Source organism: Erwinia aeris, assembly GCF_041224955.1.
GTDB classification, from domain to species: Bacteria; Pseudomonadota; Gammaproteobacteria; order Enterobacterales; family Enterobacteriaceae; genus Erwinia; species Erwinia aeris.
Genome location: NZ_JBGFFX010000002.1, coordinates 192,896 through 205,501, shown reverse-complemented (window position 1 = coordinate 205,501; position 12,606 = coordinate 192,896). Strand labels below are relative to the sequence as shown.

The following is a 12,606-nucleotide window of genomic DNA, read 5'->3' as shown; positions in this document are numbered from 1 at the left end:
CCAGCGCTTTGTCCCCATCTCCGATCTATCGCAATCAGCTTATTCCCCTGTTGCTTTCTTTGCTGCCTGGCTACAGTTAAGCCTGCCCGCTAATCGGGATACAAAAGTTTCAATAAGGATGTCGTAAATGAAAAAACTCACTATCACATGCTGTCTGCTTGCTACTTTTGCCTCTGCCAGCGCTTTGGCGGACGCTTCTTCCGACCTGCAGCAGCGTCTGGATAAAGTCACCAGTTTTCACGCCAGCTTCCAGCAAAAAGTCACCGACGGCAGCGGCCAGTCCGTGCAGGATGGCGAAGGCGAGCTGTGGGTTAAACGTCCCGATCTTTTCAACTGGCATATGACCGCGCCGGACGAAAGCATCCTGATTTCGGATGGCAAAACGCTGTGGTTCTATAATCCCTTTGTCGAGCAGGTCAGCGCGACATGGCTGAAAGACGCCACCAGCAATACGCCGTTTATGCTGATTGCCCGCAACCAGCGCAGCGACTGGAAGCAGTACAACATCAAACAGCTTGGCGATAACTTCGAGCTGACGCCAAAATCAGCCGATGGCAACCTGAAGCAGTTTACGATTAACGTCTCCGCCAGCGGCACCATCAATCAGTTCAGCGCCGTTGAACAGGACGGGCAGCGCAGCAGCTATACGCTGAAAAGCCAGCAGAACACTGCGGTCAGCCCCGACAAATTCCGTTTTACGCCGCCCAAGGGCGTGACGGTGGACGATCAACGTCAGTGAGGTCAGCGTGAGCACACTCTCTCTGGATTTCTCTCATAACGAGTTTCAGCCTCTGGCCGCGCGTATGCGGCCACGCACGCTGGCGGAATATATCGGTCAGCAGCATCTGCTGGCGACGGGGAAGCCGCTGCCGCGGGCCATTGAGGCAGGGCACCTGCACTCAATGATCCTTTGGGGGCCGCCAGGTACCGGCAAAACCACGCTGGCAGAAATCATTGGTCGCTACGGTCAGGCGGATGTCGAACGCATTTCTGCCGTCACTTCAGGCGTAAAAGAGATCCGTGAGGCCATTGAGCGTGCGCGGCAGAACCGCAATGCCGGACGTCGCACTATCCTGTTTGTCGATGAAGTGCATCGCTTTAATAAAAGCCAGCAGGACGCCTTTCTCCCGCATATTGAAGACGGCACTATTACCTTTATTGGCGCTACGACGGAAAACCCTTCTTTCGAGCTCAATTCCGCTCTGCTTTCCAGGGCGCGCGTCTACCTGTTGAAGTCTCTGACCGTTGAAGATATAGAAAGCGTGCTGGATCAGGCGATGCAAGACAGCGAGCGGGGCTACGGCAAGCAAAACATCGTGCTGCCTGATGCTACGCGCAGAATGATTGCGGAGCTGGTCAACGGCGACGCTCGCCGCTCGTTAAATACCCTGGAAATGATGGCCGATATGGCCGAGGTCAGCGACAAAGGCGAGCGTCTGCTAACGCCGCAGCTGCTTAACGAAGTTTCCGGTGAACGTAGCGCCAGGTTCGATAATAAAGGCGATCGCTTTTACGATCTGATCTCCGCCCTGCACAAATCGGTGCGCGGCTCTGCGCCCGATGCTGCGCTTTACTGGTATGCCCGTATTATTACGGCAGGCGGCGATCCGCTTTATGTGGCCCGTCGCCTGCTGGCTATCGCCTCCGAAGACGTGGGCAACGCCGATCCGCGTGGCATGCAGGTGGCTATTTCCGCCTGGGACTGCTTTACGCGTGTAGGGCCGGCCGAAGGCGAAAGGGCTATTGCTCAGGCGATTGTTTATCTTGCCTGTGCGCCGAAAAGCAATGCCGTTTATACCGCCTTTAAGGCAGCGATGCGCGACGCGCGCGATCGGCCGGATTACGATGTGCCTGACCATCTGCGTAACGCGCCTACAAAGCTGATGAAAGAGATGGGGTTGGGCGCCGAATACCGCTATGCGCATGACGAACCCGGCGCCTACGCCGCGGGGGAGAACTATTTCCCGGGGGAAATGGCGCAGACGCGCTATTATCAGCCGACCTCGCGCGGGCTGGAAGGAAAGATTGGCGAAAAGCTGGCCTGGCTTGCTGAACAGGATCAAAATAGCCCGACAAAACGCTATCGTTGATCCGGGCGTTGCGGTAAGGTTAGCAAGGAATTCAATGCATTCGCCTGGCGAATGCGCCCACTTTTTTTACTGATCACAGGACAAGCATGCTCGATCCCAATCTGCTGCGTAATGAGCCAGACGCAGTCGCTGAAAAACTGGCACGCCGGGGCTATAAGCTGGACGTTGAAACGCTGCGCTCGCAGGAAGAGCGCCGCAAAGTTCTGCAGGTCGAAACCGAAACGCTGCAGGCTGAACGTAACTCCCGATCCAAATCTATCGGGCAGGCCAAAGCGCGTGGGGAAGATATCGAGCCGTTACGTCAGGAAGTGAACGCGCTGGGCGAACGCCTGGATGCGGCCAAAGCGGAACTGGATGCGTTACAGAACGAAATTCGTGATGTCGCTTTAGCGATCCCTAATATTCCCGTTGACGAAGTGCCGCTGGGCAAAGACGACAGCGAGAATCAGGAAGTCAGCCGCTGGGGCGAGCCGCGCAAATATGATTTTGCCGTGCGTGACCACGTCGAGCTGGGCGAAATGGCCGCCGGTCTGGATTTTGCCGCCGCTGCCAAACTGACCGGTTCGCGCTTTGTGGTGATGAAAGGGCAAATTGCGCTGATGCATCGTGCGCTCAGCCAGTTCATGCTCGATCTGCATACCGAACAGCATGGCTATCTGGAAACTTACGTCCCTTATCTGGTTAACCACGCCACGCTTTACGGAACGGGCCAGCTGCCGAAGTTCGGCGAAGATCTTTTCCATACTCGTCCGCTGGATGAGGAAGCCTCGGCCAGCGATTATGCGCTGATCCCTACCGCAGAAGTGCCGCTGACCAACCTGGTTCGTGATGAAATTCTGGAAGAAGAGTCGCTGCCGTTGAAACTGACCGCGCATACGCCTTGCTTCCGCTCTGAAGCTGGCGCCTACGGTCGTGATACGCGCGGGCTGATCCGCATGCACCAGTTCGACAAGGTTGAAATGGTGCAGATCACGCGGCCGGAAGACTCCATGCAGGCGCTTGAAGAGCTGGTAGGCCATGCGGAGAAGGTGCTGCAGCTGCTGGAGCTGCCTTACCGCAAGGTGCTGCTGTGCACCGGCGATATGGGCTTCGGTTCATGCAAAACTTACGATCTGGAGGTTTGGCTGCCCGCGCAGGATACCTACCGTGAAATCTCTTCCTGTTCCAATATGGGCGATTTCCAGGCTCGTCGTATGCAGGCGCGCTGCCGTAGCAAAACGGAGAAAAAACCGCGTCTGGTGCACACGCTCAATGGCTCTGGCCTGGCGGTAGGCCGCACCCTGGTTGCCGTTCTGGAAAACTATCAGCAGGCAGACGGCCGAATTCAGGTGCCGGAAGCGCTGCGTCCTTATATGAAAGGCCTTGAGTTTATCGGCTAATCTTCGGGACAGCTAAAAAACCTGTGGTTCATACCCACAGGTTTTTTTTGCCTGCGGTTTTAGCAGCCCTTAACCATGCAGGCTATCCAGCAATAAATATCATCGATAAAGAAACCCGTTTTCGTTATTAGCTATTAATTATCAAAGGGTTAAACAGGTATGGGTTGCCTTTTAATCAGTGCTTACAGAGCTGCGGATAAAAAATTTAAATCACCGCACGGCAAATTGTGCGGTGCCCCAAAACGCCCCGTTGACAATAATTCGGCCAGTGGCATTATGCGCGCAAAATCTTCCTTTATTTTGGTCATTTCTGACTATGTCTACCTGGTCCCGTCCCGTTATTGTGCTGCTTTGCGGCCTGCTGCTGCTGACTATCGCCATCGCCGTGCTCAACACGCTGGTGCCGCTCTGGCTTACTCATGAGGCTCTGCCTACCTGGCAGGTCGGCACGGTCAGCTCCGCTTATTTTACGGGAAACCTGATCGGCACCCTGATAGCTGGCTGGCTAATCAAGCGGCTGGGCTTTAATCGCGCTTACTACATTGCTACCGCGCTGTTTGCCCTGGCTACGGCCGCGCTGGGCTTCGAACACGGTTTCTGGGCATGGTCCGTCTGGCGTTTCGTCGCGGGTATCGGCTGCGCTCTGATATGGGTAGTGGTTGAAAGCGCCTTATTGTGCAGCGGCACCCTGCGTAATCGCGGTCAGCTGCTGGCAGCCTATATGATTGTCTATTATGTGGCGACGGTGATTGGTCAGCTGCTGGTCAGCAAGGTGTCAACGGAACTGCTGCATACTCTGCCCTGGGTAACTGGTTTTATCGTGGCGGCTATTCTGCCGCTGGTTTTTACCCGAATTACCGCCAGCGGCGAGGGGGAAGAAGCTCCCGCCGGGCGCATGTGGTCTATGCTGCGTCGACGCAGCGCACGCCTGGGGATCAACGGCTGCATTATTTCCGGGATCCTGCTGGGATCGCTGTACGGCCTGATGCCGCTGTATCTTTCCCATCAGGGAATGAACGACTCCGCCGTCGGCTACTGGATGGCGCTGTTGGTCAGCGCCGGCATTATCGGACAGTGGCCGGTAGGGCGCCTGGCCGATCGCTATGGGCGGCTGCTGGTGCTGCGCGTGCTGGTGTTTGGCGTCATCCTGGGCGCGGTAGCGATGCTCAGCAATGCGGCTATGGCACCCGCGCTCTTTGTGCTGGGTTGTTCAGGCTTTACGCTTTACCCTGTCGCGATGTCCTGGGCCTGCGAAAAAGTGGCGCATCATGAGCTGGTGGCGATGAATCAGGCGCTGCTGCTGAGCTATACCACCGGTAGCCTTGCAGGACCGGCGCTGACCTCAATGTTGATGCAGAGCTATTCTGACCGTGTACTGTTTGTGATGATTGCGGGCGTGGCGTTGGTTTATCTGATGATGCTGCTGCGCAAGGCCGATCGTCATGCCACGCCGATCGCACATGCCTGATAACTGAAAAGTAAAATAACGAGCGGGTCACCGCTCGTTAATACATCACTTTATGCCCGTATCCTTCGAGGATATGTTTGACCCGCTCCATCGTCTCTTTCCTGGGGGGATGGACGCCGTCCAGCTTATACTCCTCACCCATTGCCAGCCACTTGTGTTTACCCAGCTCGTGATAGGGTAACAGCTCTATTTTCTCGACGTTGCCCATGTCGCGGGTAAATTCGCCCAGCCTGTGTGCGGAGTCATCATCATCGGAATAACCGGGGACGACCACATAGCGTATCCAGGTACGGATATTCTTTTTGGCCAGATAACGGGCAAAATCCAGCGTGCGATGGTTAGAGACGCCGACGAGGATTTGGTGAACATCATCATTGATTTGCTTGAGATCAAGCATCACCAGATCGGTTACTTCCAGCAGTTCATCAATAACCGGATCGTAGCGGCGAACAAAGCCGTTGGTATCCAGACAGGTATGAATGCCTTCTGCATGACAGGCGCGAAACCAGTCGCGGACAAACTCAGCCTGCAGGATAGCTTCACCGCCCGAAGCAGTAACGCCGCCGCCTGATGCGTTCATAAAATGACGATAGGTGACAACTTCTTTCATCAGCTCTTCCACCGTAACCTCTTTACCGCCGTGCGTATCCCAGGTATCCCGGTTATGGCAGTAGAGGCAGCGCATCAGGCAGCCCTGAAAAAAGGTGATAAAGCGGATGCCGGGGCCGTCAACGGTCCCGCAGGATTCGAACGAGTGGATACGGCCTTTAACTGACATTGCGGTGAATTCTCCATAGTCATGCCGCTTGTAGCGGCTGCGCAGTCTGAAGCTGCGTTAAGTCTGTTTTGCCAGCCGCCTGCAAATGAAGAGGGCTGGCAAAGCAGGCTGGGCTCCGGCGAACCGGAGCCCTGAGGCTTACATCGTTTGCGTAAAGGTACGGGTAATCACATCCTGCTGCTGCTCTTTGGTCAGCGAGTTAAAACGCACCGCATAACCCGAAACGCGAATGGTCAGCTGAGGATATTTCTCAGGATTATCCATCGCTTCCAGCAGCATTTCGCGATTCATCACGTTAACGTTCAGGTGCTGACCGCCCTCAATGCTGGATTCATGATGGAAATAGCCATCCATCAGACCGGCAAGGTTGGCTTTACGTACGTCGTCATCTTTACCTAACGCGTTTGGCACAATAGAGAAAGTGTAGGAGATGCCGTCTTTAGCGTAGGCAAATGGCAGCTTCGCAACGGAGGTAAGCGAAGCCACAGCGCCTTTCTGATCGCGGCCGTGCATTGGGTTAGCGCCTGGGCCAAAAGGTGCACCGGCACGGCGACCGTCTGGCGTGTTGCCGGTTTTCTTACCGTATACCACGTTAGAGGTGATAGTCAGTACCGACTGAGTCGGGACAGCATCACGATAAGTTTGCAGCTGCTGAATTTTCTTCATAAAGCGTTCAACAAGGTCACAGGCAATATCATCTACGCGTGAGTCATTGTTGCCGAACTGCGGATATTCACCTTCAATTTTGAAATCAACGGCCAGTCCATCTTCGTCGCGAATAGGGGAAACTTTGGCATATTTGATCGCGGAAAGTGAATCGGCAGCGACGGACAGACCGGCAATACCGCAGGCCATGGTGCGATAGACATCGCGATCGTGCAGCGCCATCAAAGAAGCTTCGTAGCTATATTTGTCATGCATATAGTGAATGATGTTCAGCGCGGTAACGTACTGTTTCGCCAGCCAGTCCATAAAGTGATCCATGCGATCCAGCACTTTTTCATATTCCAGCACGTCGTCCATCATCGGCGGATCTTTTGGGCCTACCTGCATTTTAAGTTTTTCATCCACGCCGCCGTTGATAGCGTAAAGCATGGTTTTAGCGAGGTTGGCGCGGGCACCGAAGAACTGCATCTGCTTGCCGACGATCATCGGGCTGACGCAACAGGCGATAGCATAATCGTCGTTGTTGAAGTCAGGACGCATCAGATCGTCGTTTTCGTACTGAACGGATGAAGTATCGATTGAAACCTTGGCCGCAAATTTCTTGAAGTTCAGCGGCAGTTTTTCAGACCACAGGATGGTCATGTTTGGCTCTGGCGAAGGACCCATAGTGTACAGGGTATTCAGGAAGCGGAAGCTGTTTTTGGTTACCAGCGTACGGCCGTCAACGCCCATACCGGCCAGCGATTCCGTTGCCCAGATTGGGTCGCCGGAGAACAGCTCATCGTATTCAGGCGTACGCAGGAAGCGCACCATACGCAGCTTCATCACCAGGTGGTCAATCAGTTCCTGTGCATCCTGCTCGGTGATTTTGCCCGCCTGCAGATCGCGTTCAATGTAGATATCCAGGAAGGTGGATACGCGACCAAAAGACATTGCCGCGCCATTTTGCGATTTAACGGCGGCCAGGTAGCCAAAGTAGGTCCACTGCACGGCTTCCTGCGCCGTTGTGGCCGGGCCGGAAATATCACAGCCGTATTTGGCAGCCATTTCTTTAATCTGCTGCAGCGCGCGATGCTGGTCGGCGATCTCTTCACGCAGACGGATTGTCGCTTCAAGATTGACGCCATTTTCAAGATCGCTTTGCAGCGAGGCAAACTGGGCGAATTTATCTTTCATCAGCGCATCAATGCCGTAAAGCGCAACGCGACGGTAGTCGCCAATGATGCGGCCGCGGCCGTAGGCATCTGGCAAACCGGTAAGCACGCCGGACTTACGGCAGCGCAGAATATCCGGCGTATAAACATCGAATACGCCCTGGTTATGCGTTTTGCGGTACTCGGTAAAGACTTTTTTCAGGCCGGCGTCCAGCTCGCGTCCGTAAACTTTACAGGAGCCTTCCACCATCTTAATGCCGCCAAAAGGGATCAGCGCGCGTTTCAGCGGCGCTTCAGTCTGTAAGCCGACAATGGTTTCCAGTTTGCGGTCAATATAGCCAGCGTCATGGGAGGTAATAGTAGAGGCTAAATCGGTATCGAAATCGACCGGCGCGTGGGTGCGGTTTTCGAGCTTGATGCCCTCCATTACCTTATCCCACAGCTTAGTGGTCGCTTCAGTTGCGCCGCTCAGGAAGGATTCATCACCTTCATAAGGCGTATAGTTTTTCTGAATGAAGTCACGGACGTTGATGCTGTTCTGCCATTCGCCCTCTGCAAAGCCTGCCCAGGCAGCAGCCTGGTTTACATTTTGCTCGCTCATGTGATCACCTTTTCAATGAAGTTCTTTCGTTCCTGCTGCAGCACAGCAGGGCTTAATCCTGTTGTCGGCAATCAGTGATGATCGCCGTCCCGCAAATAGATAACCCAGTAGGTCAGGCCGACCAGCAATCCACCGCCAATAATGTTGCCAAGCGTCACGGGGATAAGATTGTCAACAATGAAGTTGCCTACTGTCAGACTGGAAAAGTGTGCTGCCGTGGTTCCCGTGGCCTGCCAGAACTCCGGTGCGGCGAAATCTTTAATAACGATCGCCATGGGGATAAGGAACATGTTGGCGATACTGTGCTCAAAACCACTGGCGACAAACATCGCTACGGGCAGCACCATCGACAGCATTTTGTCCGTCAGGCTGCGGCCGGAATAGCTCATCCAGACCGCCATGCAAACCATCAGGTTAGCGAGGGTGCCGAGGCAGACAGCTTCAATAAAAGTATGGTGCATCTTATGGTCAGCCGTTTGCAGAACATTTAACCCCCATGCACCATTTGCCACCATATACTGGCCGGCAAACCAGATCAGCCCGACAAAAAACATCGCGCCGAAGAAATTCCCTATATAGACATTGAGCCAGTTGCGCGCCAGCTGACCCCAGGTAATCCGTCCGCTGGCTTTAGCCACCATGGTTAACACGGTCGAGGTGAAAAGGTCGGCACCGCAGACCACGACCAGCATCAGCCCCAGCGAAAAGCAGATGCCGCCAATAAGCTTCGCTACGCCATAAGGGATAGTTTCAGTCCCGGTTGTGGCCGTGATATAAAAAACAAACGCGATGGAAATAAAAACGCCTGCGGTAATCGCCAAAAAAAACGTGGTGAAGGGGTGCTTTTGAGCTTTATAGACACCAGCTTCCTCAGCAACTTTAGCCATTTCAGACGGTAAAAGTAAATCGAACGGATTGCCAGCTTTCACACTAACGTCTCCTGAAGTTTATCAACAACGAAATACTAACAAAGCAGTATAGGTGAGAAATTGATGTGGATCATATTGACGCCGGACATTGTCGGAACGAGTTAAAAAACAGGCGTGTAAGGTGGGTTAATTTATTGATTTTATTAGTTAAAATTTATTTTAATTTATCTATTATTTTTTAAATAGCATCTGCTTTTCTGGTTAACAACTGCAATAAAATAGATCCCGAATAAATAAATTTTTTAATACCTGGAAATAAATAAACTACTTTTTATTAACCTTAAGAAAAATTAATGGATTAATTAGCGTTAAAACTGGCCCTGATAAAAGGCCCGCTTTTGTCGAGCGGGCCAAAAATATTATTTCCAGTAACGGCGTTTCGCCTGCTGCAGCTTTTCATAGGCAGCCAGCAGCGACTGATGAGCCGGGAAGGCCAGCAGCTCTTCATCCACGCTCTGCAACCCGTAGAAAGGCGCTTCACCGCTAATGGCGGCAGATGCCGCGTCTACGGCTTCCTGTCCATACATACGTACGAAAGCAGTATGATATTGCACAGGATCGCGTTCATCCTCAAGGCTCAACAGCAGCAGCGTTTGCAGACAGCGATAGTAGTTGGCGCGGGCGGGTGAAAACAGGGAGGCATTAAACTCCATAGTCCATTCCGTCCAGATCAGCGCCTGATCGATATCGCCGCCTGCCAGGGCCAGCATCGCTTTCAGCTCGCCGATACGCAGCGTGTACCAGCCGTTGTCTTTGCCTGTTGCCAGGCCCAGCAGCTCGCGTACGCGGGTAAAGTCGTCATGGCCGTCTTCGTCCAGGCGTTCAATCAGCGCCAGGTAATCCTCTTTTTCCCACTGGCTGTCGGGCAGTGATAACAGCGTATCGCGCAGGTAAGCGCCCATGCTGTTATTAGCCAGCAGCAAATCTTCCGCAGGATAGATATCTGACATGCCTGGCACGATGATACGGCAGGCATACACGTCCAGATGCTGATAGTCAGCAATATAGACTTCTTTATCTTCCGCTTTAAAGATGGCCATCAGCGTGGCGAATTCTTCCTGCGTGGTGCCTGCAAAGCTCCAGTCGACAAAAGGATAATCCGCCTCGTCCTTGAACATATCCCAGGAGATCAGACCGCTGGAATCGATAAAGTGCGTTTCCAGATTAGCGTGCTCGGCGACTTCTTCATCATCAAAGGTTGGCGGCGTAAAGACATCCAAATCTTTCAGCCCGCGTCCCTGCAGCAGTTCTGTCACGGTACGCTCCAGCGCCACGCCAAAATCAGGATGCGCGCCGAATGAAGCAAAACAGGTACCGTTTTGCGGGTTGAAGAGCACCACGCAAATAACCGGATAGTTGCCGCCCAGTGAAGCGTCGTAAGCAAAGATTGGGAAGCCTTCAGCTTCCAGTTTAGCAATGGACTCCACTACGCCCGGATAGCGGTTAAGCACCTCCTGCGGGATGGCCGGCAGACTGATAGATTCGGCGATAATGCGGTTTTTGATATAGCGCTCGAAGACTTCAGAAAGGCCCTGAACGCGCGCTTCGTTGGCCGTGTTGCCTGCCGACATGCCGTTAGAGACGTAGAGGTTACCGATGATGTTCATCGGAATATAAACCGTTTGCCCATCGGACTGACGCGTGAACGGCAGGCCGCAGATGCCGCGTGCGGCATTGCCGGACTGCAGATCGATCAAATCGCTGGCGCTAAGTGCCTGCTCAGGATCGTAAAACGCCTTCAGTCGCGCATCGAGAATGCCTTCCGGCAGGCTGTCGTCATCCGGCAGCGGAAACCATTTTTCGTCAGGATAATGCACGAAATCGCCGTTGGCGATCGCGTTACCTAACCAAAAATCAGCAAAGAAATAGTTGGTCGACAGACGCTCAAAATATTCACCCAATGCCGAAGCCAGCGCCGCTTTTTTGCTGGCGCCTTTACCGTTGGTGAAGCAGAGCGGGCAGTCGCGGTCGCGAATATGGACCGACCAGACATGAGGAACCGGATTCAGCCAGGAGGCCTCTTCAATATGGAAGCCAAAATCCTGTAATTTTTGCTGAAAGCGTGCGATGGAATCTTCCAGTGCGGCGTCTTTGCCTGGAATATAAGTTTGCGTCATAGTGCCCACTCGTTTTTGGGTTGTGCCGAAAACGCGCCATGATACGGGGTTTCCCGACCATTCGCTATCCGACGAACTGTTTTACCCGGCTATTGTGGCATTTTTGCCTGCGCAGATCGGCCATAAAAAAAGCTAACCGGAAGACGCCTCACAAAATATCGTGGTCACTATATTTCACGCTACAAGCTGTTGCGGCGCAGGCCGCATAACTGGTCGGCTGACCCGATTAAACATTGCAGCGCCAGGGTGGCAATGATAAAACCGGTAGCAGACTCGAAATCGATTGATCTGAAAGTGGTGAGGGGAAATGAGCCAGGTTTTCAATTTTAGCTCCGGTCCAGCAATGCTGCCGGTAGAAGTGCTACGTCGTGCCGAACAGGAACTCTGCAACTGGCAGGGTTCAGGAACTTCCGTGATGGAGATCAGCCACCGCAGCAAGGAGTTTACGCAGGTGGCCGTGGAAGCGGAAAAAGATTTTCGCGATCTGCTGAAAATCCCCTCAAATTACAAAGTATTATTCTGCCACGGCGGCGCGCGCGCGCAGTTTGCTGCCGTTCCGATGAACCTGTTGGGCAGCCAGAGTACGGCAGACTATGCCGACGGCGGCTACTGGGCGCACAGCGCGATTAAAGAGGCGGAAAAATACTGTACGCCTAACGTCATTGACGTGAAAACAACCGTTGACGGGCTGCGCACTATTACGCCTATGAGCCAGTGGGCGCTTTCAGATAAAGCAGCCTATGTTCACTATTGTCCAAACGAAACCATTGACGGTGTTGCTATTAATGAAGAGCCGGACTTCGGCGATAAGATTGCCGTAGCCGATCTCTCTTCCACTATTCTTTCCCGTCCGTTGGATATCAACCGCTATGGCGTCCTTTATGCCGGTGCGCAGAAGAACATTGGGCCAGCTGGCCTGACGCTGGTGGTCGTACGTGAAGATCTGCTGGGCAAAGCCCAGAAAGCGCTGCCGTCAATCCTGGATTACACGGTATTAAACGAAAACGACTCCATGTTTAACACGCCGCCGACTTTTGCATGGTATCTTTCCGGCCTGGTCTTTAAATGGCTGAAAGAACAGGGCGGCGTAGCGGAAATGGACAAGCGGAATCAGGCTAAAGCCGATCTGCTTTACGGTATCATTGATAACAGTGATTTTTACCGTAACGATGTGGCTCACGCTAACCGCTCGCGCATGAATGTGCCTTTCCAGCTGGCTGATGCAGCGTTGGATAAGGTTTTCCTCGAAGAATCATTCGCGGCTGGCCTGCATGCGTTAAAAGGTCATCGTGCCGTAGGCGGAATGCGCGCTTCAATTTACAATGCTATGCCGCTGGCAGGCGTTAAAGCGCTAACCGAATTTATGACTGATTTTGAACGTCGTCACGGTTAATTAGCCGGTACGGTTTTGATAGTAAAACCTC

General features: G+C 53.4%; 9 protein-coding genes. 5 read left to right on the top strand and 4 right to left on the bottom strand.

Annotation, left to right across the window (positions count from 1 at the left end; all coding sequences use genetic code 11):
- The first annotated feature begins 127 nt into the window (after window positions 1-127).
- From lolA to AB6T85_RS04595, 4 genes are all read left to right on the top strand, one after another.
- On the top strand, window positions 128-739 hold the full coding sequence (lolA, locus tag AB6T85_RS04610; RefSeq protein WP_301251222.1) for an outer membrane lipoprotein periplasmic chaperone LolA: 612 nt from the start codon (window positions 128-130) through the stop codon (window positions 737-739).
- Between the two features lie 7 nt (window positions 740-746).
- Window positions 747-2,090: a replication-associated recombination protein A gene (locus tag AB6T85_RS04605; protein WP_253454720.1), complete on the top strand. Its 1,344-nt coding sequence runs from the start codon at window positions 747-749 to the stop codon at window positions 2,088-2,090.
- Window positions 2,091-2,176: 86 nt separating this feature from the next.
- The gene (serS, locus tag AB6T85_RS04600; protein WP_125288732.1) at window positions 2,177-3,469 is read left to right on the top strand and encodes a serine--tRNA ligase; all 1,293 of its coding nucleotides are present in this window, start codon (window positions 2,177-2,179) and stop codon (window positions 3,467-3,469) included.
- Window positions 3,470-3,785: 316 nt separating this feature from the next.
- Window positions 3,786-4,937, top strand: a complete 1,152-nt coding sequence (locus tag AB6T85_RS04595; protein ID WP_253454718.1) for an MFS transporter — start codon at window positions 3,786-3,788, stop codon at window positions 4,935-4,937.
- A 37-nt stretch (window positions 4,938-4,974) separates the two neighbouring features.
- Here the strand turns inward: AB6T85_RS04595 and pflA are convergent, their stop codons facing one another.
- The 4 genes from pflA to ycaO all read right to left on the bottom strand — a co-directional run bounded on the left by pflA (window position 4,975) and on the right by ycaO (window position 11,182).
- Window positions 4,975-5,715 (bottom strand): pyruvate formate lyase 1-activating protein, encoded by a 741-nt coding sequence (gene pflA / locus AB6T85_RS04590; protein ID WP_369894903.1) that lies wholly within the window; start codon window positions 5,713-5,715, stop codon window positions 4,975-4,977.
- 138 nt (window positions 5,716-5,853) lie between these two features.
- Complete coding sequence (pflB, locus tag AB6T85_RS04585) at window positions 5,854-8,136, bottom strand: formate C-acetyltransferase (protein ID WP_301251220.1); 2,283 nt, start codon at window positions 8,134-8,136, stop codon at window positions 5,854-5,856.
- A 71-nt stretch (window positions 8,137-8,207) separates the two neighbouring features.
- The gene (focA, locus tag AB6T85_RS04580; RefSeq protein WP_253454714.1) at window positions 8,208-9,065 is read right to left on the bottom strand and encodes a formate transporter FocA; all 858 of its coding nucleotides are present in this window, start codon (window positions 9,063-9,065) and stop codon (window positions 8,208-8,210) included.
- 359 nt (window positions 9,066-9,424) lie between these two features.
- Window positions 9,425-11,182, bottom strand: coding sequence for a 30S ribosomal protein S12 methylthiotransferase accessory factor YcaO (gene ycaO / locus AB6T85_RS04575; RefSeq protein WP_369894902.1), 1,758 nt, complete (start codon window positions 11,180-11,182; stop codon window positions 9,425-9,427).
- Window positions 11,183-11,489: 307 nt separating this feature from the next.
- Between ycaO and serC the strand changes: the two genes are divergently transcribed.
- Entirely contained in the window at window positions 11,490-12,575 is a 1,086-nt protein-coding gene (gene serC / locus AB6T85_RS04570; protein WP_369894900.1) for a 3-phosphoserine/phosphohydroxythreonine transaminase, read from the top strand.
- Window positions 12,576-12,606 lie beyond the last annotated feature (31 nt).

What these genes read in the sequence shown, in the direction of transcription:
- pflA (WP_369894903.1), bottom strand. Translation starts at nt 5,715, where the DNA reads ATGTCAGTTAAAGGCCGTATCCACTCGTTCGAATCCTGCGGGACCGTT.
- serC (WP_369894900.1), top strand. Translation starts at nt 11,490, where the DNA reads ATGAGCCAGGTTTTCAATTTTAGCTCCGGTCCAGCAATGCTGCCGGTA.
- lolA (WP_301251222.1), top strand. Translation starts at nt 128, where the DNA reads ATGAAAAAACTCACTATCACATGCTGTCTGCTTGCTACTTTTGCCTCT.
- serS (WP_125288732.1), top strand. Translation starts at nt 2,177, where the DNA reads ATGCTCGATCCCAATCTGCTGCGTAATGAGCCAGACGCAGTCGCTGAA.
- AB6T85_RS04595 (WP_253454718.1), top strand. Translation starts at nt 3,786, where the DNA reads ATGTCTACCTGGTCCCGTCCCGTTATTGTGCTGCTTTGCGGCCTGCTG.
- ycaO (WP_369894902.1), bottom strand. Translation starts at nt 11,182, where the DNA reads ATGACGCAAACTTATATTCCAGGCAAAGACGCCGCACTGGAAGATTCC.
- pflB (WP_301251220.1), bottom strand. Translation starts at nt 8,136, where the DNA reads ATGAGCGAGCAAAATGTAAACCAGGCTGCTGCCTGGGCAGGCTTTGCA.